At 70.2% G+C, this 22,510-nt stretch carries 20 protein-coding genes and 1 pseudogene; 13 read left to right on the top strand and 8 right to left on the bottom strand.

Annotated features, from left to right (window positions below):
- Positions 1-75: 75 nt before the first annotated feature.
- Positions 76-615 (bottom strand): annotated as a pseudogene (locus ACLZN2_RS32955) (1,4-beta-xylanase); the annotation flags it as partial.
- 252 nt (positions 616-867) lie between these two features.
- Here ACLZN2_RS32955 and ACLZN2_RS32950 point away from each other — a divergent pair.
- Complete coding sequence (locus ACLZN2_RS32950; protein WP_416983060.1) at positions 868-2,022, top strand: right-handed parallel beta-helix repeat-containing protein; 1,155 nt, start codon at positions 868-870, stop codon at positions 2,020-2,022.
- Between the two features lie 141 nt (positions 2,023-2,163).
- Here the strand turns inward: ACLZN2_RS32950 and ACLZN2_RS32945 are convergent, their stop codons facing one another.
- The 4 genes from ACLZN2_RS32945 to ACLZN2_RS32930 form a co-directional block, all read right to left on the bottom strand.
- Positions 2,164-3,849: a rhamnogalacturonan lyase B N-terminal domain-containing protein gene (locus ACLZN2_RS32945; protein WP_416983059.1), complete on the bottom strand. Its 1,686-nt coding sequence runs from the start codon at positions 3,847-3,849 to the stop codon at positions 2,164-2,166.
- 54 nt (positions 3,850-3,903) lie between these two features.
- Complete coding sequence (locus tag ACLZN2_RS32940; protein ID WP_416983058.1) at positions 3,904-4,734, bottom strand: pectate lyase; 831 nt, start codon at positions 4,732-4,734, stop codon at positions 3,904-3,906.
- A gap of 109 nt (positions 4,735-4,843) precedes the next feature.
- On the bottom strand, positions 4,844-5,731 hold the full coding sequence (locus ACLZN2_RS32935; RefSeq protein WP_416983057.1) for a hypothetical protein: 888 nt from the start codon (positions 5,729-5,731) through the stop codon (positions 4,844-4,846).
- Positions 5,728-6,291, bottom strand: a complete 564-nt coding sequence (locus ACLZN2_RS32930) for a SigE family RNA polymerase sigma factor (RefSeq protein ID WP_416983056.1) — start codon at positions 6,289-6,291, stop codon at positions 5,728-5,730. The genes ACLZN2_RS32935 and ACLZN2_RS32930 overlap by 4 nt, the downstream gene beginning before the upstream one ends.
- Before the next feature lie 291 nt (positions 6,292-6,582).
- On the opposite strand from ACLZN2_RS32930, the gene ACLZN2_RS32925 reads away from it, so the two are divergent.
- Complete coding sequence (locus ACLZN2_RS32925) at positions 6,583-7,983, top strand: NCS2 family permease (protein WP_416983055.1); 1,401 nt, start codon at positions 6,583-6,585, stop codon at positions 7,981-7,983.
- An 84-nt stretch (positions 7,984-8,067) separates the two neighbouring features.
- On the opposite strand, the gene ACLZN2_RS32920 is transcribed toward ACLZN2_RS32925, so the two are convergent.
- The 3 genes from ACLZN2_RS32920 to ACLZN2_RS32910 form a co-directional block, all read right to left on the bottom strand.
- Positions 8,068-9,516 carry a peptidoglycan D,D-transpeptidase FtsI family protein gene (locus ACLZN2_RS32920; protein ID WP_416983054.1) on the bottom strand — a complete coding sequence of 483 codons (1,449 nt, stop codon included), beginning with the start codon at positions 9,514-9,516 and terminating at the stop codon, positions 8,068-8,070.
- Between the two features lie 80 nt (positions 9,517-9,596).
- Entirely contained in the window at positions 9,597-10,067 is a 471-nt protein-coding gene (locus ACLZN2_RS32915; RefSeq protein ID WP_416983053.1) for a GNAT family N-acetyltransferase, read from the bottom strand.
- A 24-nt stretch (positions 10,068-10,091) separates the two neighbouring features.
- Positions 10,092-10,865: an IclR family transcriptional regulator gene (locus ACLZN2_RS32910; RefSeq protein WP_416983052.1), complete on the bottom strand. Its 774-nt coding sequence runs from the start codon at positions 10,863-10,865 to the stop codon at positions 10,092-10,094.
- Between the two features lie 163 nt (positions 10,866-11,028).
- Between ACLZN2_RS32910 and ACLZN2_RS32905 the strand changes: the two genes are divergently transcribed.
- From ACLZN2_RS32905 to ACLZN2_RS32855, 11 genes are all read left to right on the top strand, one after another.
- Entirely contained in the window at positions 11,029-12,558 is a 1,530-nt protein-coding gene (locus tag ACLZN2_RS32905; protein ID WP_416983051.1) for an aldehyde dehydrogenase (NADP(+)), read from the top strand.
- A 133-nt stretch (positions 12,559-12,691) separates the two neighbouring features.
- On the top strand, positions 12,692-13,300 hold the full coding sequence (locus tag ACLZN2_RS32900; protein WP_416983050.1) for a DUF1349 domain-containing protein: 609 nt from the start codon (positions 12,692-12,694) through the stop codon (positions 13,298-13,300).
- A 56-nt stretch (positions 13,301-13,356) separates the two neighbouring features.
- Entirely contained in the window at positions 13,357-13,872 is a 516-nt protein-coding gene (locus ACLZN2_RS32895; protein WP_416983049.1) for a GNAT family N-acetyltransferase, read from the top strand.
- Between the two features lie 76 nt (positions 13,873-13,948).
- A complete protein-coding gene (locus tag ACLZN2_RS32890; RefSeq protein ID WP_416983067.1) occupies positions 13,949-14,665 on the top strand; it encodes a DsbA family oxidoreductase in 717 nt (238 codons plus the stop codon).
- Between the two features lie 96 nt (positions 14,666-14,761).
- The gene (locus ACLZN2_RS32885; protein ID WP_416983066.1) at positions 14,762-15,814 is read left to right on the top strand and encodes an aminotransferase class V-fold PLP-dependent enzyme; all 1,053 of its coding nucleotides are present in this window, start codon (positions 14,762-14,764) and stop codon (positions 15,812-15,814) included.
- 59 nt (positions 15,815-15,873) lie between these two features.
- Entirely contained in the window at positions 15,874-16,503 is a 630-nt protein-coding gene (locus tag ACLZN2_RS32880) for an RNA polymerase sigma factor (RefSeq protein ID WP_416983048.1), read from the top strand.
- Between the two features lie 61 nt (positions 16,504-16,564).
- A complete protein-coding gene (locus ACLZN2_RS32875) occupies positions 16,565-17,749 on the top strand; it encodes a maleylpyruvate isomerase family mycothiol-dependent enzyme (protein WP_416983047.1) in 1,185 nt (394 codons plus the stop codon).
- 601 nt (positions 17,750-18,350) lie between these two features.
- The gene (locus ACLZN2_RS32870; protein ID WP_416983046.1) at positions 18,351-19,214 is read left to right on the top strand and encodes a transporter substrate-binding domain-containing protein; all 864 of its coding nucleotides are present in this window, start codon (positions 18,351-18,353) and stop codon (positions 19,212-19,214) included.
- Positions 19,211-20,044, top strand: coding sequence for an amino acid ABC transporter permease (locus ACLZN2_RS32865; protein ID WP_416983045.1), 834 nt, complete (start codon positions 19,211-19,213; stop codon positions 20,042-20,044). Before ACLZN2_RS32870 ends, ACLZN2_RS32865 begins: the two co-directional genes overlap by 4 nt.
- Entirely contained in the window at positions 20,041-20,811 is a 771-nt protein-coding gene (locus ACLZN2_RS32860; protein ID WP_416983044.1) for an amino acid ABC transporter ATP-binding protein, read from the top strand. Before ACLZN2_RS32865 ends, ACLZN2_RS32860 begins: the two co-directional genes overlap by 4 nt.
- A gap of 153 nt (positions 20,812-20,964) precedes the next feature.
- Positions 20,965-22,059: an amidohydrolase family protein gene (locus ACLZN2_RS32855; protein ID WP_416983043.1), complete on the top strand. Its 1,095-nt coding sequence runs from the start codon at positions 20,965-20,967 to the stop codon at positions 22,057-22,059.
- Positions 22,060-22,510: the final 451 nt, after the last annotated feature.

Here is a 22,510-nt window from a genome sequence, read left to right as displayed (position 1 = left end):
GCACGGCAGGACTCCCCGATCAGCCCCGATACGCCTGTGCCACACGTTCCAGCGACAACAAACGCGGCACTACGTCACATACCGCCCTCTGAGACTGTCGTCCCAGTAGGCCTCCGGCGCCCAGGTGTTGCCCGCGGTGCCCGGGGCCACCTTCACCAGCCGCTGGTCGGTCCAGTGGACGAGGTCGGTCGACTCCCAGATCATGATCGACTTGCTGCCGTGGCGCTGGACGTGGTCCCAGTCGCCGCTGCTGTACTGGTACATCCGCAGATCGGTGGCGATGAGGAAGAACCTGTCGCCCTTCGGGGAGCGGATCACGAACGGATCGCGCAGGCCCTTCTCCCCGATGGTCGAGGTGAGGACCGGCTGCCCGCCGTTCAACTCCCGCCAGTGCAGGGGGTCGTTGCCGCGGCTCAGGGCATAGCGGATCTGCTCGCCGTCGGCGGTGCCCTCGCCGGTGAAGTAGGCGAAGAGATAGCCGGCGTACTTCGAGTGCGTCACGGGTGGTGCTCCGGAGGTCGCGGTGCTGGGCGGGGCGGTGAGGAAGGAGAAGAAGGAGAGGAGGGCGAGGGAGAGTGCCAGGAGCAGGGCGCGGGCGGTACCGAGGCGGCGCATGACACATCCTGTGTGGGTGTGGGGGTTCTGTTGGGTGTTTCTGTGGGGTGTGGTGCCTTCGGAGTGTCACCAGCGGGAGACGGTGCGTCAATCGATGGGGGTGGGCGGAAGGGGAGCGAAAGTTTCGCCGATCTTTTTCGCCGGGCGCGGCAACCCTTTCCGGCCATGGCGGCGACTGATGTGAGGAAACGGGCCGGGGCGGCCCCTCCGGCCCGTTTCCTCCCGGCAAGCCTCACGTTGAAAGGAACGCCCGTGCGTTTGAGCACCGGACGCCACCGCAGGACGCGCACCCTCTCGATCGCCGCCGCAGTGGCGCTCGCCTCGGGGGGCGGCGGAGTCTACCTAGGCCTGTCGGGCGGCGGCGCCCAGGCCGCGTCCACGACCGTCACCGTCTCCACCACCGCGCAGCTGGAGTCGGCCGTGAAGAACGCGGTCGCCGGCACCGTCATCCAGGTCCGCGCCGGCACGTACTACCCGACGGCCACCCTCAAGTCCACGGCCAGCGGTACGAGTTCGTCCCGCATCACGCTCCAGGCCTACGGCAGCGAGAAGGTGAAGATCGACGGCTCCAAGCTGCCCGCGGGCTCCTGGCTGACCGGGATCTACGGCAGCTACTGGACCGTCCAGAACCTCACCTTCCAGGAATCCCCGGCCCAGGGCTTCGTCGTCACCTCGTCCACCGGTGGCGTCTTCAAGAACCTCGTCACCGCGAACAACGGCGACTCCGGGTTCACGCTCCGCGGCGACAACACCGTCAACAACCTCGTCCAGAACCTGGACAGTTACGGCAACTACGACGCCGCCGGGCACGGGCAGAACGCGGACGGCATCGCCATCAAGTTCGGCTCCGGCACCGGAAACAAGATCACCGGCGCGCGTCTGTACAACAATTCGGATGACGGCCTCGACCTCTGGCAGTTCTCCACGCCCGTCACCATCGAGCACAGCTGGGCCTTCGGCAACGGCAAGAACCGCTGGAGCGACACGGCGTTCGAGGGCAACGGCAACGGGTTCAAGCTGGGCGGCGGGGGTGTCGCCGTCGCGCACGTCGTCAACAACAACGCGGCCTGGGACAACACGCTCAACGGGTTCACCGAGAACTCCAACACGGGCGCCATCGTCCTGAACCGCAACACCGCGTACTCCAATGTGGAGGCGGGGTTCTACTTCGCCACCGGTAAGGCGCGGCTCGCGCGGAATCTTGCGGTGAGCAACAAGGGTGGGCTGTCGAAGCTGGGGTCTTCGACCGTGTCGGCCGCGAACAACTGGGACAGTGGGGTGTCCACGCCGAAGTTTGTCTCGACTGACGCGACTTCTGCGTACGGCACGAGGAAGAGTGATGGGTCGTTGCCGGCCACTACGTTTCTGACCACTGGGTCTACGACCATCGGGTCCACCATGAACTGATCGTTGTACGCGGGCTGCGGGCCGGTTGTGGCTGGTCGCGCAGTTCCCCGCGCCCCTAGAGGTCGGGAAAGCCCCCGTCGGGTTCCAGCGACGGGGGCTTTCCCTTTTGCCGGCCTCAGAGGGGCTGAAGCCGGCAAGTTCTCAGGTGAGGAGGTCTATGCAGTCGAAGGACGTGCCTGGGCTCAGGTAGGTCGTGCCGGAGGAGCCGCTCACGATGTTGAGCTTGAGGACGTTGTACTGGGAGACGTCCGTCTTCCAGGCGGTGGCCGGGACGTTGTACGTGAAGGTGTGGTTGTTGCCCCGGTAGGAGCCCGTCGTGAGGGAGCGGGTCGAGGGCTGGGTGACGGCCGCCAGGACCGGGGAGACCCAGTCGTTCACGGTGACGCGCGGGCGGCCGTTCGCGAAGGCGTCGGTGACGCCGATGCGGAGGGTGTGGGCGGCCGCCGCCTGCTCCCTGGTCAGCTTGAAGTAGATCAGGACGCCGTCGTTGACGTTCTTCCAGATGTACGCCGGGAAGGACTTGGCCGGGTCACCGCTGCCGATCGTGACGTTGCCCGTCCACTTCGCCGCGCGGGCGTCGGACGGATGCGCGTACGTCATGAGCTGGGCGTTCTTGAACTCTCCGGGGGTGCCGTCCCAGTCGCCCAGCCGCCAGAGCGTCCTGGCGGTGGACGGGTCGCCGGTGATCGAGAGGGTGTGCAGGCTCGTCGTGGTGCCCGCCGTCACCTTCACCGTCTCCGTGTGGACCGCCAGCTCGCCCTTGTGGACCGTCAGTGTGTACGTCCCCGGCAGCATCCCCTTGCAGGAGAAGGCGCCGGTACCGGCCGTCGCCTTCGCCCAGTACTGGGCGTCCTTGTTGGCGAAGCCGACCGTGTACGGGTACTTCGCGTCCATGCCCTTCAGGCCCACGCCCGCCACCCTGCCGCGGCCGGCCCTGCCGACCCAGCCGGTGATGCCGAGGCCGTCCACCCAGGAGGTGTCCAGGTCGGCGTGGAAGAGGGAGGACGCGGGAGCGCCGCCGTCGGTGAAGGCGAGGACGTACGGGCCCTGCAGGCCGAAACGTTCCGCCTCGGTCTGGGCCTGGTTGTAGTGCAGGATCTCGTACAGGCCCGCGCCCTTGTCGTTGGAGTGGCGCAGCAGGGAGCGGTAGAAGGGGCCGCCCGAGGCCTTCTCGTGGTTGGAGCGGACCAGGTACAGGCCGACCGAGCCGGTGGTGAGGCCGACGTGGTCGTAGTCGATGGTGCGCTTGCCCGAGTAGTGCTTGGAGTGGGTGGTGCCGTCCGCGCGCTTCCAGACGTCCCCGGCCTCGATGACCGTGTCGGACGCCTCGATCCAGGAGTCCGGGCCGGTGTTGGGGAACATGCCGGGCTTGAGGCGGACGATGAACCGGGTCGCGGTGAAGGACGCGTCCGCCTTGTTCGTCCAGAGGTAGACGTTGTTCTGGCCGCTGCGGGCCGCGTACCACTGGGTGATCGAGCCGTGGACCACCTTGACCAGGATCGTGGAGCCCGACTGCCTGATCGTCACCGTGGAGGTGCCGAGGCCGGACTCGACATGCGAGTGCTTGCCGCCGTAGCCCTCGTACTCCTTGCCCTTGTAGACGAGGGAGGTGAGGTCGCCGGTCGTCTTGGAGACCTTGAAGACGAGGGACGCCCCGGTGTCGACGACGTAGTTCCTGCCGTCGTCCTTGTAGCCGAAGGCCGCGGCGGACGCGGACGACAGCAGGCCGGTGCCGCCCGCGACGGCGGCACCGGTGGCGGCGACCCCGATCGCGGAGGCCCCGAGCACGCGTCGGCGCGAGAGGTGTCGTCTTCTGTGCGTGCTCAAGGGTCGTTCTCCGTCGCTTCTCGGTCGCTTCTCAGTCGTTCTGTGCGGGATGTGTCACTTGTACGTGATGGCAGATGACGAGAACTTGCAGGTGGTTCCGTCCGCGCCGGACCCGATCTCGGTCGGCTCCTTGCCGGAGTTGTTGCCCTTGAACCGCACGCAGATCTTGACCTTCTTCTTCGGGTCGTTCTGGATGCGGATCTTCGACAGGGTGGCGGTGTCGCCGTAGTTGGCGTTGACGCCGACGATCGCCTTCAGCGGGGCCACCACGTCGATGTCGCTCAGCACGATCGTGCGCTTGTACTGCGTCCTGCAGTTGCCGCAGGAGCGCACCAGCTTGCCGGAGTTCTTCACCCGGAAGCCGGTCACGGTCAGCTTGCCGGCGCCGTTGAACTGCAGCACCTTGTCGTCGGCGTTCTTCGCGCCGCCGCCGATGACCCGGTACACGGCCGAGGACGACTTGCCCTTGAAGCTGGCCGCGTCCTCACCGACGTCCAGCCACCACACGTTCTGCAGCGTGCAGGAGCCCTTGCAGTGGACGCCGTCCGCCGCCGGGGTGCCGATGATGACGTTCTTCAGGACCGCGCCGTCGGCCAGCTCGAAGATCGCGCCCTGCGACTCGTCCTGGTCGGAGGTGCCGAGCGCGCCGGAGCCGTAGAACTTCCTCAGCTTGCCGTCGTAGGTGCCGGAGACCTTGATCGTCGAGGAGACGGCCTTGCTGCCGGTCGCCGTGGGCCAGGCCGTCGCGGCGCCCGCCGAGGACAGCAGCGTCGTGGTGACGATCGCCGTGCCGGTGATGCCCAGGGCGGTGGAACCCGCGATCAGCGCCCGCCGCTTGGTGACGCTGCGGCGGTGCCGGGTGCGCGGTTCTGCGGTAGCAGTCATGTGCCGAATCCTCGGGTGGTGGGTGGTCCTTGCGCTGTGTGGTCGCCACCGGTGAGGAAAGGGTTGCCGCCGTTGCAGAAGTTTTTTCGTGAGTCCCTTCCGGGTTCCCCTACGAGTCGCCGCCGGCCGTGTCCTGGGGGGCGAAGCCGCTGCCCAGGGTGCGGGCCTTGCCGTCGGACTGGCCCGTGATGACATAGCTGTCGCCGCCGGCGTCCCGGCCGCCGCGGTCGTGGTCGTACTGCCCGGCGAACACCCACTCGCCCACGGGGACCGTACGGCCCTCCTTGAGCACCCAGGTGTAGACCAGGAAGCCGTCCTGCTCGGTGACCGTGAGGTCGAAGTCCTGCTCGGGCAGCGAGCGCCAGGCCCCGGCGTTGGAGACCCCGCCGGTCTGGGCGATCCTCAGCTGCACGGTGAGCTCGGTGGCCACCGCCTTCGCCCGGATGGTGATGTTGCTCTGCGCCCAGAAGTCGTTGCTGTGCGGATCCACGGAGCCGTCCGACCACAGCGGCCCGTCGTCATCGTCGTCGGTGCCCGGCAGGAGCACGACGGCCGGCGACGTCGGAGACGACGGGGCGGAGGGCGTCGGGGAACTGCTCGGCTTCTCCGGCTCCTTCGACTCGCCGCCGCCGGACCCCGAGCTCGGCGTCGCCTTCTGGGAGGCCGGCGGGCGGCTCGTCGCGTCGGGGGACTGCACCGGCGTGGGCGAGACGGACACCGTCTGCTCCACCCGGGTGTCGTCCTTCACCGCGGACGCCACCGCGTAACCGCCGACCGCGAGCATGCCCGCGACCGCGGCCGTGGCCCCCACGACCCGCGTCCAGCCCCAGACCAGCGTGCGGGTCGCGCGGTGCGCGCGCCGGTCCTGGACCTCGGTCCCGCCCGCCATGCCGCGCTCGATCCGGGCGAGGATGCGCGCCCGGTCCGGCTCGTACGCCTCGGCCGCCTGCTGCAGCCGGGCGCGCAGTTCGTCGTGCACGTCCCGCTGCATCGTCATCGGTTCCTTCCCGAGGTCTCGCGGGTGCGCGTCATCACGTGCACCTTGAACGGAGCTCCCTTTGCGCCGAGCAGCTTCTGCAGCTCGGCCATTCCCTTGGACGTCTGGCTCTTCACGGTACCCACCGAGACCCCCAGGGCGAGCGCGGTGTCCTTCTCCGAGAGGTCGAAGGCGTGCCGGAGCACCACGCAGGCCCGTTTGCGGAAGGGGAGTCTACGCAGCGCGGACTGGACGTCCACAACGCCGGCGACGTCGGGGTTCTCGGTCTTCTCCTCGCGCTGCGACCAGAACAGGGCGATCCTGCGGCGCTCGCGGACCGCGCTGCGGATCCGGGTGCGGGCCAGATTGGCGACGACACCACGGGCGTACGCCACCGGATGCTCGGCCGCGCGCACCCGGTCCCAGCGGTTCCACAGCGCGAGGAACGCGTCCGCCGCCAGGTCGTCCGCGGCGTCCGCCTCACCCGTCAGAAGGTGGGCCAGCCGGGCCAGTTCGGCGTAGTGGCGGTCGAAGAAGGCATGGAATTCCACGGAGGCGGCGTCGTCGACGACTGTGCCCACGGGTGACCTCTTCTCGGTGCGGCGTGCGGCACCCGGCGAGGGTGCCGGCAGTGCTGGCTGTGCGTGTCAGGTGAATGACCTGGGGATGTCCCGAGAAGGAGTCGGGACGAGATCCGGAAGCGTAGCAGTGATCTACCTCTTGGATTGGTACGGGGGTTCGAACATCATGTGGCCGCCCGGAGCTGCGCGGCAGCCCGATTCCGTAACACGGCGAAAACCTGAGCACGGTTCAACGACGCAACAATCCAGCCAGCATCCGCACACGATCGAACAGGCAGCAAGGAGTTACACGTGGACACTGTCGACCGGTTCTTCAAGATCTCCGAACGGGGGTCGACCTTCGGCCGGGAAATACGCGGCGGCTTCGCCACGTTCTTCACGATGGCCTACATCCTTGTCCTGAACCCGATCATCCTCGGCAGCGCGAAGGACAAGTTCGGCCACACCCTGGACAGCGTCCAACTCACCACCGCCACCGCCCTGGTGGCCGCCGTGATGACCGTCATCATGGGCGTCGGCGGCAACCTGCCGCTCGCGCTCGCCGCCGGCCTCGGCCTCAACGCCGTGGTCGCCTTCCAGATCGCCCCGCTGATGAGCTGGGACGACGCGATGGGCCTGATCGTCCTCGAAGGCCTGCTGATCTGCGTCCTCGTGGTGACCGGACTGCGCGAGGCCGTCATGCACGCCATCCCGCAGCCGCTCAAGCAGGCCATCAGCGTCGGTATCGGCCTGTTCATCGCCTTCATCGGCTTCGTCGACGCAGGATTCGTCAGCCGCATCCCCGACGCCGCGAACACCACCGTCCCGGTCCAGCTCGGCGGCACCGGCACCCTCACCGGCTGGCCGGTACTCGTCTTCTGCCTCGGCGTGCTGCTGACCGTCGCGCTGCTCGCACGCAAGGTCAAGGGCGCCATCCTGATCAGCATCGTCGCGATGACCCTGCTCGCGATCGTCGTCAACTCGGCCGCCGACGTGAAGAACTGGGGCCTGACCACCCCGGCCTGGCCCGACCAACTCGTCGACACCCCCGACTTCGGGCTGATCGGTCACTTCAGCCTGTTCGGCGCGTTCGGCGAGACCGGTGCCGTCACCGTCGTCCTGCTGGTCTTCACCCTCGTCCTGTCCGACTTCTTCGACACCATGGGCACGGTCGTCGGCATCAGCGCCGAGGCCGGACTGCTGAACGAGAAGGGCGAGGTGCCCCACCTCGGCCGCGTGCTGCTCATCGACGGCGCGGCGGCGGTCGCCGGCGGCGCGGCCTCCTCGTCCTCCGCGACCTCCTACATCGAGTCCGCGGCCGGCGTCGGCGAGGGCTCACGCACCGGCTTCTCCAACCTCGTCACCGGCGGCCTCTTCGCCCTCGCCCTGTTCCTCACCCCGGTCCTGACGATCGTCCCGCTCCAGGCGGCGGCGCCCGCGCTGGTCGCCGTCGGGTTCCTGATGATGACCCAGGTCAAGAACATCGACTGGGACAAGTACGAGATCGCCATCCCGGCGTTCCTCACCATCGCCGTGATGCCGTTCACGTACTCCATCACCAACGGCATCGGCGCGGGGTTCCTGGCGTACGTCGTCATCAAGACGGTGCTGGGCAAGGCGCGGGACGTGCACTGGCTGCTGTGGGGGGCGTCGGCGTTGTTCGCGGTGTACTTCGCGATCGACCCGATCGAGCAGGTGCTCGGGGTGAAGTAACTCCGGTGAGGTGAGCAACCTAAGGGGCGCGGGGAACTGCGCGACCAGCCACGGACGGCCCGCAGCCGAATCGCGCAGTCAACCTCACTTCTTGAGCGCCGCCTCCATCATCGCCTTGGCGACGGGGGCGGCAAGCCCATTGCCGCTGACCTCAGAACGCGCCGCGTCCGACTGTTCCACCACCACCGCCACGGCCACCTCCTTGCCGTCGGCCTTGCCGTAGGACGTGAACCAGGCGTACGGGGCCTTGCTGTTGTTCTCGCCGTTCTGGGCCGTGCCCGTCTTGCCGCCCACGGTGACGCCGTCGATGAGCGCGTTCGTGCCGGTGCCCTTCTCGACGACCGTCTGCATCGCCGACTGCAACTGCTCGGCGGTGGAGGCGCTGACGATCCGCGTGGTGGACGCCTCGTCGTCGTAGTCCTTCAGCACGTCACCGCCGCTGTCGGTGATCTGCGAGACCATGTGCGGCGAGACCAGCTCACCGCCGTTGGCGATCGCCGCCGACACCATGGCCATCTGCAGCGGGGTCGCGGTCACGTCGAACTGGCCGATACCGGTGAGAGCGGTGGACGACTCGTCCATGTCGGAGGGGTACACGCTCGCGTACGCCCGCACCGGCACATCCAGCGTGCCGTCGTTGAAGCCGAACTTCTCGGCCATCGCCTTCAGTTTGTCCTGCCCGAGCTGCACGGCCATGTGGGCGAACACGTTGTTGCAGGAGTACTGCAGCGCCACCCGGATCGTGGCGTTCTCGCAGGGGGCGGAGGTGTTCTCGTTCTTCAGGTCCGTCCGGGTGCCGGGGAGTGCGTAGGGGTCCGGGCTGTCGGTCCTGTCGTCCACCGACGCGTACAGCCCGTCCTCCAGCGCGGCCGCCGCCACCACCAGCTTGAACGTGGAACCCGGCGCCAGCGGCTGTCGCAGCGCACGGTTGACCAGCGGCTTGTCGGAGTCGGCGTTGAGCTTCTTCCAGGCCGTACCCGCCGTGTTGGCGTCGGTGAGCGAGGAAGGGTCGTACGACGGGGTCGACACGACGGCCAGGATCCTGCCGGTCGTCGGGTCGATCGCGACGGCCGCGCCCTTCTTGTCGCCGAGGGCGTCGTACGCCGCCTTCTGCACGGCGGGGTCGATCGTCGTGATCACGTTGCCGGGGTCGGCCCGCTTGTCGGTGACCGTGTCCATCACGGTCTTGAGCCGGTTGTCCGTCCCGTTGAGCAGGTCGGCGTAGATGCCCTCGAGCTGGGTGGGGGCGTAGGCCTGCGAGGCGTATCCCGTCACCGCCGCGTACAGCTCGCCGTTCGTGTACGTGCGCTTGTACTTGAGGTCGCCCGTCGTACGGGCCGAGCCGGTGACCGCCTTTCCGGCCACGATGATGTTCCCCAGCGGCTGCGAGTACGTCTGGATCGCGTTGCGCCGGTTGTCGGTGTCGTCCGCGAGAGCCTGGGCCTCGTAGTACTGCACCCAGGTCGCCCGGATCAGCAGGGCGAACACCAGGAGCAGTGAGAAGACCGAGGCACGCCTGATCGTCTTGTTCATTGCGATCACTAAGACGAACCGGCCGAAGCGAATCGTTCCCTTCGGCCGGTTTTCTCATCGTACGTTCATACGTCGTACGTTCATGCGTCCAGCTTCAGGACGACCTCCGGGATCTCCTCGCCGCGCGCGTGGGCGAAGCCCGAGGCGTGCGCCGTGAAGCGAAAGCCGCACTTCTGGAGCACCCGGAGGGAACCGGCGTTGTCGGCCGCCGCCCGGGCGTACAGCGGGCGCTCGGGAACCTCCGCCAGCAGCGCGCGCAGCGCCGCCGTCGCGATCCCCTTGCCCCAGTAGGCGCGGTCCACCCAGTACGTCACCTCGCGCTCGCCCGGCTCCCCGTACACCGAGGCGTGACCGACGACGTCCCCGTCGGCCAGGACGGTACGGACCAGCGCGGAGGAGGACCTGACCCGTTTCCAGTGGTCCTCGAACAACGACCGGTCGGCGGGGTTCTCCGGGGTGAACGCGGCCATCCGCAGGGCCTCGGGATCGTTCAACTGCCGGTAGAACACCGGCAGATCACTGTCGTGAACCGGGCGCAGGGAGATTTCCATCAGCCGACCCTACGCCGGTCGGGGTCAGAGTCGGCGGGTGGCGAGGGTCAGCCGGTCGCGCGCGTCGAACAGGGCGTCCTTCACCAGCTGCTCGTGCGCCGGGGTGAGGCGGGCCACCGGCACCGAGCAGCTGATCGCGTCCCGGGCCGGGGTGCGGTACGGGACCGCCACGCCGAAGCAGCGCAGGCCGAGGGTGTTCTCCTCGCGGTCCACGGCGAAGCCCTGCTCACGTACCTGGTGCAGCTCCTCGATGAGCTTCTCGCGGTCCGTGATGGTGTGCTCGGTGAGCGCGGGGAGCGTCTCCGGGAGCAGCTTGCGGACCTGCTCGTCGGTGTACGTGCTCAGCAGCGCCTTGCCCAGGGAGGTGGAGTGGGCGGGCAGCCGGCGGCCGACGCGGGTGAAGGGGCGCAGATAGTGCTGGGACTGGCGGGTGGCGAGGTAGACCACGTTCGTGCCGTCGAGCCGGGCCAGGTGGATGGTCTCCGTGGTGTCGTCCGAGAGCCGGTCCAGGGTCGGGCGGGCGGCGGCCACCACCTCGTCGCCGTCGATGTAGGAGGTGCCGACGAGCAGCGCCCGCACCCCGATGCCGTACCGGGTGCCCGTCGCGTCCGTCTCCACCCAGCCCAGTTCCACGAGCGTGCGCAGCAACATGTAGAGACTGGACTTGGGGTAGCCGACGGCCTCCTGGACCGCCGCGAGGGAGTGCATTCCGGGGCGGCCGGCGAAGTATTCCAGCAGCTCAACCGTCCGCACCGCGGACTTGACCTGCGCCCCGCCCCCCGTCTCGCCAGCCGACATCGCCCTTGACCCCTTCGTTCGACGGGAAATAGTCTCCAACAGCATATTCACCATGAGAAACGCTGTTCAGTATATCGAACATCCCTGGTGGATAAGCCAGTGATAAGCCAGTGGATGAGCCAGTACCAAACGTGGCCAGTGAGCAAGCGTGGAGGGACCCGCGGTGGCAGCAGCACCAGTCTGGAGTGTCGACCCCCGTACCGGGAAGCAGCGTGAACAGGTTGCGGTGGAGGCCACGGCCCAGGAGGTGGACACCGTCGTCCGCGCCGCGCACGGCGCGCGGGGCTCCCTCGCGGACCGCACCGTCCGCGCCGCCTTCCTGCGCACCGCCGCCGACAAGCTGGAGGCGGCCAAGGACCAGCTGGTCGAGGTCGCCGACGCGGAGACCGCGCTCGGCCCGGTGCGGCTGAACGGCGAGCTGGCCCGCACCTGCTACCAGCTGCGCGCGTTCGCCGGGATCGTCGACGAGGGCGCCTTCCTCGACGTCGTGATCAACCACCCCGACGACACCGCCACCCCGCCGATCCCGGACCTGCGCCGCTACAAGGTGCCGCTGGGTGTCGTCGCCGTGTACTCGGCCTCCAACTTCCCCTTCGCCTTCTCCGTCGCCGGCGGCGACACCGCGAGCGCGCTGGCGGCGGGCAACCCGGTCGTGGTCAAGGCGCACCCCGACCACCCGGCCCTGTCCGAGCTGGTCGCCAAGGTGCTGCGCACGGCCGCCGCCGCGCACGGCATCTCCGAGGACGTCCTGGGTCTCGTCCACGGCTTCGAGGCCGGTGTCGAGCTGATCAAGCACCCGCTGGTCACCGCGGCCGGTTTCACCGGGTCCGTCCGGGGCGGGCGCGCGCTGTTCGACGCGGCGGCGGCCCGGCCGGTGCCGATCCCCTTCCACGGCGAGCTCGGCTCGCTGAACCCCGTCGTCGTCACCGAGGCCGCCGCCGCCGAGCGCGCGGAGGCCATCGGCGCGGGCCTCGCGGGCTCCATGACCCTCGGCGTCGGCCAGTTCTGCGTCAAGCCCGGACTGGTCCTCGTACCGTCCGGCGCGGCCGGTGACGGGCTGGTCAAGTCCCTCACCGACGCGGTCAGCGCCACCGAGGCGGGCGTGCTGCTCGACCACCGGATGCGGGACAACTTCATCGCCGGGGTCGCCGAGCGCGCGGAGCTGGCCGAGGTCGACTCGCCGGTGACACCCGGCGCGGGCGGGGAGCACACCGTCAGCGCGGGCTTCCTCACGGTGCCCGCCAGTCGGCTGGCCGCCGGCGGTGAGCACGATCTGCTGCTGGAGGAGTGCTTCGGGCCGGTCACCGTCGTGGCCCGCTACGAGGACGACGGTGAGGTCAGGGCCGTACTGTCGCGCCTGCCGGGCAACCTGACGGCCACCGTGCAGCTGTCGGACGAGGAGGCCGCCGGTCAGGGGCGCGGTGGGGAGATCCTCGCCGAGCTGACGCCGCTGGCGGGGCGTGTGCTCGTGAACGGGTGGCCGACCGGTGTCGCCGTGGCGCCCGCCCAGCATCACGGGGGGCCGTACCCGGCGACCACGTCCACGTCCACCTCCGTGGGCGGGACCGCCATCGAGCGGTGGCTGCGGCCTGTCGTCTACCAGAACGCGCCTGCCGCGCTGTTGCCGGTGGAGCTTCGGGACGAGAACGAGTTGGGGCTGCCGCGGAGGTTCAACGGGCGGCTTGAGCGGTAGCGCCGTAGGGGGTGCGGTTGTTCGCGGGCTGCGGGTTCGTCGTGGCTTGTCGCGCCCACGCGGCGGAGCCGCATGTCGATACAGCCCCGCGCCCCCAAGAAGGTTGGCCTGGCTCACCCTAGATAATTCCGCCATGGATGTCTCGCTTCCCGAACTGCCCTTCCCCCTTCGTACTTATGGGCCCGATGGGCACTGGGCCCATGAGGACGGGGTGCTCAGTGCCTGGGCGGGGCCCCGGCAGGATCGGTTTGTCACGCCTACCGGGGAGGCGCTGGAGCCCGCCGGTGACGCCCCGAGGCTGCTCGGGGCGCCCGAGGGGGACTTCCAGCTGATCGCGCGGGTCACCGTGGGGTTCAACTGGGCGTTCGACGCGGGGGTGTTGTACGTCCATGTCGGTGAACGTGCCTGGGCCAAGCTCTGTCTGGAGTACTCGCCGGATGTGGCGACCGTCTGCACGGTCGTCACCCGGGGGCACTCCGACGACGCCAACTCCTTCACCGTGGACGGGAGTTCGGTCTGGCTGCGGGTGAGCCGGACGGGGCGGGCCTTCGCCTTCCACGCCTCGCGCGACGGCGAGCGATGGACCTTCGTCCGGCTGTTCACGCTGGGGGACGAGAAGGAGACGGGTGCCGCTCTCGTCGGGTTCATGACGCAGTCGCCGATGGGGGAGGGCTGTGTGGTGACGTACGACCACATCGAGTTCCGGGACAGCTGGCCGGACGACCTCAGAGACGGCAGCTGAGCGGACCGGCGGCGCGCGGGCGGAACCGGTCCGGGTGCCCGCCCGTCCTCTGGTGCATGATCGGAGAAACCCCCACCCCGAGCCGCGTCATCCGCACCGCCGTCCTCGCCGAGGCGGAGACCGTCGCCGCGCTGCACGCGCGCGCCCGGGCCACCTACTATCCCGACGGTCTCCCGCAGGACGGCACCGACTGGCTCGCCGGCTGGCGCGCCGCCATCGAGCGGCCCACCGGGACCGTGCTGTGCCTGGTGGAGCGGGGGCGGATCGTCGGGCTGGCCTCCTTCCGGGTGCCGGAGGACGCCGGCGCGGACACGGTCAAGCTGTTCCAGTTCCATGTCGACCCCGACCACTGGCGCGCGGGGGTCGGTACGGCCCTGCACGCCGCCTGCGTGGAGCAGTGGCGGGCGGACGGCCGCCGTACGGCCGTACTCGACGTACATGTCGACAACCGCCGCGCCCAGGCCTTCTACGCGCGTCAGGGCTGGGTCCCGGACCCGGAGAACCCGCCCGCGGAGGACGACCACCACCTCTTCCTGCGGTTCTCCGTGAGCGGAGGATCCGGCGGGGAATGAACCCCGCTGCTTGAACGTTCATGCACTCGGCGGAGGCAGTCTCCGTCCCCCGTACGAGCTGGAGAGAGCCGAGAAGATGCGCGTCGAGATCTGGTCGGACATCGCCTGTCCCTGGTGCTACGTCGGCAAGGCCCGCTTCGAGAAGGCCCTCGCCGCCTTCCCGCACCGCGAGCAGGTCGAGGTCGTGCACCGCTCCTTCGAACTCGACCCGGGGCGCGCCAAGGGCGACGTCCAGCCCGTGATCACGATGCTCACCAAGAAGTACGGCATGAGCGAGCAGCAGGCCCGGGCCGGCGAGGAGAACCTGGGCGCCCAGGCCGCCGCCGAGGGACTGGAGTACCGCACCCGGGACCGCGACCACGGCAACACCTTCGACATGCACCGCCTGCTGCACTTCGCCAAGGAGCAGGGCCGCCAGGACGAGCTGATCCAGCTCCTGTACCGGGCGAACTTCGCCGAGGAGCGCTCCGTCTTCACCGAGGGCGACGAGCGGCTCGTGCAGCTGGCCGTCGAGGCCGGCCTGGACGCCGACGCCGCCCGCACCGTCCTCACCGACCCGGCCGCCTACGCAGACGACGTCCGCGCCGACGAGCGCGAGGCCGCCCAGCTCGGCGCGAACGGTGTCCCCTTCTTCGTCCTCGACCGTGCCTACGGCGTCTCCGGCGCCCAGCCCGCCGAGGTCTTCGCCCAGGCCCTCACCCAGGCCTGGGGTGACCGCTCCCCGCTGAAGCTGATCGACGACGGCGGCGCCGAGGCCTGTGGCCCGGACGGATGCGCGGTGCCCCAGCACTGAGAAGCGCAGGTGGGGGCGGACCTATAAGCGTTCCTTAGGGATTCCGCGTAGAAATCCGCAATGGACTTCGACTTCTCCCGGCCGCACAGTGGAGCCATGGAGACCTTCGAGAGCCTCGTCCGAACCGAGTTCGCCCCGAAGAACACCTTCCTGAACACCGCGAGCAGCGGGCTCCTGCCGGCCCGTACCGTGGCGGCCTTGCAGGAGGCGGCGCTGATGCGGGCCGAAGGCAGGCCCCTGACCCCGCTCTTCGCCGACATGGAGGCGGCCCGCGCCTCCTACGCCCGGCTGGCGGGAGTCCCCGTCGAGCGGGTGGCGGCCGGGGCCTCGGTCGCCGCCCACTCCGGCGTGATCGCCGCCTCGCTGCCCGCCGGCGCCGAGGTGCTCACCGCCGAGGACGACTTCACCTCCGTCCTCAACCCGTTCCACGTCCGCGGCGACCTCAAGGTGCGCGCCGTGCCCCTCGAGCGGATCGCCGAGTCGGTCCGCCCGGGCACCGCGCTCGTCGCCGTCAGCGGTGCGCAGTCCGCCGACGGACGGATCGCCGACCTGCCCGCGCTGCGCGAGGCGGCCCGCGAACACGGGGCCCGCACCTACGTCGACTTCTCCCAGGGCGCCGGGTGGCTGCCCATGGACGCCGACGCGTACGACTACACGGCCTGCGTCAGCTACAAGTGGCTGCTCGGCCCGCACGGGGCGGCCTTCCTCGTCGTCCCGGAGGACTTCGGCGGACTGACCCCGGTCCTGGCCGGCTGGGTCGCGGGCGAGCGGCCCTGGGACAGCTGCTACGGGCCCGTGACCGAACTCGCCCACTCCGCCCGGCGGTTCGACCTCACCCCCGCCCTTTTCACCTACGCCGGCCTGCGCCGCTCCCTCGAACTCCTCGAGGAACTCGGCGTGGACGCCGTACGCGCCCACGACCTGGCCCTCGCCGACCGCTTCCGCGAGGGACTCGCCTCCCTGGGCCACGAGCCCGTGCCCGCCCCCGGCTCCGCGATCGTCTCCGTGCCCGGACTCGGCGCGCGCCAGCCCGGGTTGAGCGAGGCCGGTATCGAGGTGTCCGACCGCGCGGGCAACCTGCGCGCATCCTTCCACCTCTACAACACACCCGCCGACGTCGACCGCCTGCTGGACGCCCTGTCGGGCTGACCCCCCTTGCCGCACGTGTGCCCGGGACGCTAGGAAGGCACCCAGGGGTGGAGGTGCCGGTGGAACCAACGGACGCGGACGCGGACACGGATGTCTTAGCGCGGGCGGGCGGGCGCGCCGCGGACGCCGAGCTGCACGGGCGGCTGGTGTACGGGGACGGGGCCGCGCTGGCCGAGACGTATGCCCTCTACGGCGGGCTGGTGCGGCGGATCGCCCTGCGCGTCACCCGCAGCCCGGCCGCCGTCGAGGACATCGCGCAGGAGGTGTTCACCGAGCTGTGGTCCAAGCCGTACGCCTTCGACGCGCGCCGGGGCAGCCTGCGGACCTGGCTGTCCATGCTCGCGCACCGGCGGGCCGTGGACTGGGTGCGCCACGAGACACGGCACCGCAAGGCCGCCCCCGCCGACGACAGCGCCCTGGTCACCCTCCCGGACGCGGCCCCCGGCCCCGACGAGACCGTCGTGGACCGCGAACGCTCCCTGCTGTTGCACTCCGCGCTCGCCGAACTCCCGCCGCCCCAACGGGAGGTGGTGCACCTCGCCTACTTCGCGGGCCGCACCTACCGCGAGGCCGCCGCCGAACTCGGCATCCCCGAGGGCACCGCCAAGACCCGGCTGCGCACCGCCCTGCGCAGACTGGCCGAGACCCTGGCCGACCCGCCCGAACCGTCCCTGGGGAGAGGCGCATGAGGGCGACAGCGGCGACAGCGGCAACGGTGACGACAACGGCGACAGCGGAAGGAGGCGACCGGTGACCACCGAGCACGGGCACGACGAGACACCCGACCACGACGAGACACCCGACCACGACGAGTCGAACGACCACGACGAGCTGCGCGACCTGGTGGCCGCCGCGGCCTTCGACGCCGTCACGCCCGCCGAGCGGGAGACGGTGGCCCGTCACCTGGGCGGCTGCGCCGAGTGCGCGGCCGAGACGGACCGGCTGCGCGAGACCGTACGCCTGCTGGACGTGCCGCCCGGGGACGGCAGCGGACCGGAGAGGCCCGCACCCTGGTGGTCGACCGAGGAGACGGAGACCGGGGCCGAGGTCGAGACCGGGGCCGAGGCCCAGGCCGAGGCCGAGGCCGAGGACGTGGTGGCCGGGCTGTTCCACGGCCGCCGTCACACGTGGCGCACCCCCCGACCGCCCGCCACCCCGGTCGCCGAGCACGCCGCCGCCTACGCCGCAGCCGTGGCCGCCCTCACCGCACTCCTGCCCCATGTGTACGGCAGGTGGGGATACGACCGCTGGAAGGTCCCCGTCGTGCACGACTGGAACGTCCAGGCCACCCTCGCCCATCTCCTCGCCGCCGACGAGCAGCTCGCGGTGCAGCTGGGCGTGGAGCCGTCGGTGCCGCCGTCACCGGTCATGGACGGCGAGCCCTGGGAGGCGTACTGGAACCGGCGCACGGCCGACACCATCCGCCACGAACTGCGTCACGCGCCCGAGCACACGAGCGCCGCCTGGAAGGCCCAAGCGGCCGCGCTGCTCGCCACGCCCGAGGCCCATGACGCCGAACGGGCCGCGCGCCCGGTCGAGTTGATGGGGATGCGGCTGCCCATCGCCCACCACTTCGCCGTCCGGGCCTTCGAGACCTGGATCCACACCGACGACATCGGCCGCGCCCTGGGCCTGCACGTCCCGCCGCCGCCCGCGGCGCAGCTGCGGCGGCTGGTCGGGCTGGCGGTGGGCGTCCTCGGCCAGGCCCTGGGCTCCGATACCCCGCCCGTGCGGTTCACGGTCACCGGCGTCGGCGAGTGGACCCTCGGCGCCGGCACCGGCCCGGTACGCGCCGAACTCTCCCTGGAACCGGTCGAGTTCTGCTTCCTGGCGGGCGGCCGGCGCGCCCCGGACACGGCGGCGCACACGGCCACGGGCGACGCCGCCGCCGTACGGAACGTACTGGAGCGGACGGCGTCGCTGGCGTGGCTGTAGACCGGGGGCCCTCAGCGGACCGGAGTGAACTCAGGCGCCGGTAACCCCGTCGATACGTTGCCGGAGAATGTGTGCGTGACCGGGCGGACCCCTGAACCAGAGTGAAACCCTGCTCTCCCTCGACGCCGGCTCGAAGCCCGCTCAACACATGCTCAACGTGGGCTCGACACGCAGTGCGCATCATCTGGCTCGATGCAATCGTTCAAGTGAACGAGGGGGCGCGGTGACCGGTCCGTCTCCGCGCGTACGGGCCGGGATCGTACCTCCATCGTGGTGACCGCCGACGGCGCGCACTCGGGAGCGCTGGTGGACATTCCGACCGAGTTCTCCAGCCGCGGGGTCGGCCTGACCTGGAACCAGTCGTGGCCGACCGGCACGGCCCTCGTGACTTCACAGGCGCGACGCGTGCTCGTCCGGCGAGACCGAACAGTGGTGCTCTCTTCTCACTCACGGGGTATGAGGTCACGAGAGTAACCGCCGCCCCAACTCGACCCGACCGGTGGCTTCTTAGGTGGATCAGCCCCGCAACCATCGGTTTGGTTTGAGACACCCAAACATCTCCTTATAATCGGAACCCATAGTTCCCTCACAGGAGGTCCCCGTGAACACCGTCCCCGGCCGCCGGACCCGCGCTCTGCCCCGCGTCCTGGCCGCCCTCACCGCGACGGCCGGGCTGGTGCTCGTGTCCGCCTGCACCTCCAGCGACGACGGCTCCAGCGGCTCCAAGACCGCCGCCGGCGGCGTCGAGCTGGTCAAGGCCGGACAGCTCACCACCTGCACGCACCTCCCGTACCCGCCGTTCCAGTCGGAGATCGACGGCAAGGTGCAGGGCTTCGACGTCTCGCTGATCGACCTGGTCGCCGACGACCTCGGTGTGAAGCAGGAGATCCTCGACACCCCGTTCGAGAACTTCAAGACGGGCGCCTTCCTGAACGCGGGCGAGTGCGACCTGGCCGCGGCCGGTATGACCATCACCGACGAGCGCAAGAAGAACGTCGACTTCTCCGACCCGTACTTCGACGCCACCCAGGCCGTCCTGATCGACAAGAACGCCGGCGTCACCTCGCTCGCCGACGTGAAGTCCAAGAACCTCAAGCTGGGCGCCCAGGCGCAGACCACCGGCGAGGACTACGTCAAGAAGCAGGGCTTCGACCCGGTCTCCTTCGAGTCCTCCGACGCCGTCCTCAACGGACTGCGCACCGGCCAGGTCAAGGCCGTCGTCATCGACTACCCGGTGGTCCAGGGCTGGCTGAAGGACAAGGCCAACGCCGACGCCTTCACCGTCGTCGACAACCTCAACACCGGCGAGCAGTACGGCTTCACCGTGAAGAAGGGCAACGCCAAGCTCCTCGCCGCGATCAACAAGGCGCTCGCCGGCGCGAAGGCGGACGGCACGTACAAGAAGCTGTACGAGCAGTGGATCGGCCCCTACGACGAGTCGGCCGCGTCGCCCTCCGCGTCATGACCGCCGCCGACGTACCCCTCCAGCCGAAGAAGAAGGGCCTGACCCGGCGGCAGAAGCGCAGACTGTCCCGGGGCGCGCAGTACGTCGTCTTCGTCGCCGCCGTGATCGCCTTCGCGGTCTCGGCGGACTGGGACCGGCTGCGGAACCAGTTCGCCCAGTGGGACATCGCCCGGCAGATGTTCCCGGACGTCATCACACTGGCCCTGAAGAACACCGTGCTGTACACGGTGTCCGGCTTCGCCGTCGGCCTCGCGCTCGGCATGCTGATCGCGCTGATGCGGCTGTCCTCGGTCGGCCCCTACCGCTGGCTGGCCGGCATCTACATCGAGATCTTCCGCGGTCTGCCCGCCCTGCTGATCTTCATCTTCATCGGCGTGGCCGTCCCGCTGGCCTTCCCCGGCACGGAGATCGTCGGCGGGACGTACGGCAAGGTCGCCCTCGCGCTCGGCCTGGTCGCCGCCGCCTACATGGCGGAGACGATCCGCGCCGGCATCCAGGCCGTCCCCAAGGGACAGCTGGAGGCGGCCCGTTCGCTGGGCTTCTCGCCCGCCCGCGCCATGGTCTCGATCATCATCCCGCAGGCCTTCCGGATCATCCTCCCGCCGCTCACCAACGAACTCGTCCTGCTCTTCAAGGACTCCTCACTGGTGCTGTTCCTCGGTGTCACCCTGGAAGAGCGCGAACTGTCCAAGTACGGCCGTGACCTCGCCAGCACCACCGCCAACTCCACCCCCATCCTGGTCGCCGGCCTGTGCTACCTGCTGGTGACCATCCCGCTCGGCTTCGTCGTGCGCCGGATGGAGGCCAAGGCCCGGGAGGCCGTGAAGTGAGCCGACCAGAGATCGAAGTGAGGGGCCTGTACAAGTCCTTCGGCGACAACGAGGTGCTGCGCGGCATCGACCTGGAGATCGGCCAGGGCGAGGTCGTCTGCGTCATCGGCCCCTCCGGCTCAGGCAAGTCGACCCTGCTCAGGTGCGTGAACCTGCTGGAGGAGCCGACCAAGGGCCAGGTCCTCGTCGGCGGCACCGAACTCACCGACCCGGACGTCGACATCGACGCCGTACGCCGCCGTATCGGCATGGTCTTCCAGCAGTTCAACCTCTTCCCGCATCTGACCGTGACCGAGAACCTCACCCTGCCGCAGCGCCGCGTGCTGCGCCGGGACAAGGCCGCGGCGGCGAAGGTGGCCGCCGAGAACCTGGAGCGCGTCGGCCTCGCCGAGAAGGCCGACGCCTACCCCGCCTCCCTCTCCGGCGGCCAGCAGCAGCGCGTCGCGATCGCCCGCGCGCTCGCCATGGGCCCGGAGGTGATGCTGTTCGACGAACCGACCTCGGCGCTCGACCCGGAACTGGTCGGGGACGTCCTCGCGGTCATGCGGATGCTCGCCCGCGAGGGCATGACCATGATGGTCGTCACCCATGAGATGACCTTCGCCCGCGAGGTCGCCGACCGGGTCGTCTTCATGGACGGCGGAGTGGTCGTCGAGGACGGCACCCCCGCCCAGGTCATCGGCAACCCGCAGCACGAGCGCACCCGCCACTTCCTCTCCCGGCTGCTCGACCCGGCGATGGCGGAGGTGGAGGAGGAAAAGTCCTGACCGGGGCGGATTGTCGGTGCCGTGTGACAGGCATGCTTTCCGAGGGCGCCGACGACGCCGACGACCTGCGCTGCTTCGACGCCCCGCGCGTGCACGGCGGCCGGCTGCTCAGCCGTATTGAGGACGGTCTGCCCGTCGTCCTAGGCTGAGGCCATGAGCGATCACCCGGTGCTGCACGTGAAGGGCAGGGTCCTGGCCGGACCCGACGACATCCGCGACGAGCTGTGGGTCGTCGCCGGCCGGATCTCCTACGACCGTCCGGCCGGCGCCCGCGACGTACGGACCGTGGTCGGCTGGGCGCTGCCCGGCCTGGTCGACGCCCACTGCCATGTCGGCCTCGGACCGGAGGGCCCGGTCGGGCCGGACATCGCCGAGAAGCAGGCGCTGACCGACCGCGAGGCGGGCACCCTGCTGATCCGCGACGCAGGCTCGCCCTCCGACACCCGCTGGGTAGACGACCGCGACGACCTCCCGAAGATCGTCAGGGCGGGCCGGCACATCGCGCGCACCCGCCGCTACATCCGGGGCTACGCCCACGAGATCGAGCCGGAGGACCTCGTCGCGTACGTCGCCCAGGAGGCGCGGCGCGGCGACGGCTGGGTCAAGCTGGTCGGCGACTGGATCGACCGCGAGACCGGTGACCTCGCGCCCAGCTGGCCCAGGGAGGCGGCCGAGGCGGCCATCGCGGAGGCGCACCGCCTGGGCGCCCGGGTCACCGCGCACTGCTTCGCCGAGAACTCCCTGCGCGACCTCGTCGAGTCGGGCATCGACTGCGTCGAGCACGCGACGGGCCTCACCGAGGACCTGATCCCGCTGTTCGTCGAGCACGGCGTCGCGATCGTCCCGACCCTCGTCAACATCGCGACCTTCCCGAAGCTCGCGGCGGGCGGCGAGTCCAAGTTCCCGCGCTGGTCGGCCCATATGCGCCGGCTTCACGAGCGCCGTTACGACACGGTGCGCTCGGCCTACGACGCCGGCATCCCGGTGTTCGTCGGCACGGACGCCGGCGGCACCCTCCCGCACGGGCTGGTGGCCGCCGAGGTGGCGGAGCTGGTGACCGGGGCCGGTCTCCCGCCCCTGGCGGCGCTCGCGGCGACCACCTGGGACGCGCGCCGCTGGCTCGGCCGACCCGGCCTGGACGAGGGCGCCCCGGCCGACCTCGTCGTCTACGACAGCGACCCGCGCGCCGACGTCCGGGCGCTCGCGTCCCCCCGCCGGGTGGTGGTGAACGGCAGGGTCGTGGGCTGAACAGGCGTGCCGCAGGAGTCGAAGGCACGCAGGAGTCCCGGGCCGGTGGTGTCGAGACCGTCAGCGTGGTGCACGGGCCCTGGGAGATCCGCGTCCATCGCGTGGACGCCCCGTCGGACACGCCCGTGCGGGAGGGCGGCTGGGCCGTCGCCGACGACACCGCGCCGCCGGGGCGGAGACCGGGCCCGGCTGGGCGGTGGTCCGTCGGGCCGACGGGCTGACCAGTGCGCTCGTCGGGTTGTACGGGTGGGGCGACGCGGCCGGGACCGTCGTACGCGCCCTGGACGCCGACGCCTGCGGACGGCACTCCTCGACCCCGTCCTCGAGGCGCCGCCCCGCTGCTGGTCACGCTCGTCCGCCCTGGGCGTGCACGCCCAGGTCACCGGGGCCGGGGCGGACGTCGGCGCCGACGGCACGGTGGAGGTCCGATTCCCGGACGGCACCCGGGAGC

Origin of the sequence: Streptomyces sp. T028 (assembly GCF_048159505.1) — a bacterium.
In the GTDB taxonomy this organism is placed as follows: domain Bacteria; phylum Actinomycetota; class Actinomycetes; order Streptomycetales; family Streptomycetaceae; genus Streptomyces.
This window is presented reverse-complemented; position numbering and strand designations above follow the sequence as displayed.

What these genes read in the sequence shown, in the direction of transcription:
- ACLZN2_RS32855 (WP_416983043.1), top strand. Translation starts at nt 20,965, where the DNA reads ATGAGCGATCACCCGGTGCTGCACGTGAAGGGCAGGGTCCTGGCCGGA.
- ACLZN2_RS32940 (WP_416983058.1), bottom strand. Translation starts at nt 4,734, where the DNA reads ATGACTGCTACCGCAGAACCGCGCACCCGGCACCGCCGCAGCGTCACC.
- ACLZN2_RS32895 (WP_416983049.1), top strand. Translation starts at nt 13,357, where the DNA reads ATGATCGGAGAAACCCCCACCCCGAGCCGCGTCATCCGCACCGCCGTC.
- ACLZN2_RS32865 (WP_416983045.1), top strand. Translation starts at nt 19,211, where the DNA reads ATGACCGCCGCCGACGTACCCCTCCAGCCGAAGAAGAAGGGCCTGACC.
- ACLZN2_RS32885 (WP_416983066.1), top strand. Translation starts at nt 14,762, where the DNA reads ATGGAGACCTTCGAGAGCCTCGTCCGAACCGAGTTCGCCCCGAAGAAC.
- ACLZN2_RS32890 (WP_416983067.1), top strand. Translation starts at nt 13,949, where the DNA reads ATGCGCGTCGAGATCTGGTCGGACATCGCCTGTCCCTGGTGCTACGTC.
- ACLZN2_RS32900 (WP_416983050.1), top strand. Translation starts at nt 12,692, where the DNA reads ATGGATGTCTCGCTTCCCGAACTGCCCTTCCCCCTTCGTACTTATGGG.
- ACLZN2_RS32920 (WP_416983054.1), bottom strand. Translation starts at nt 9,516, where the DNA reads ATGAACAAGACGATCAGGCGTGCCTCGGTCTTCTCACTGCTCCTGGTG.
- ACLZN2_RS32910 (WP_416983052.1), bottom strand. Translation starts at nt 10,865, where the DNA reads ATGTCGGCTGGCGAGACGGGGGGCGGGGCGCAGGTCAAGTCCGCGGTG.
- ACLZN2_RS32915 (WP_416983053.1), bottom strand. Translation starts at nt 10,067, where the DNA reads ATGGAAATCTCCCTGCGCCCGGTTCACGACAGTGATCTGCCGGTGTTC.
- ACLZN2_RS32935 (WP_416983057.1), bottom strand. Translation starts at nt 5,731, where the DNA reads ATGACGATGCAGCGGGACGTGCACGACGAACTGCGCGCCCGGCTGCAG.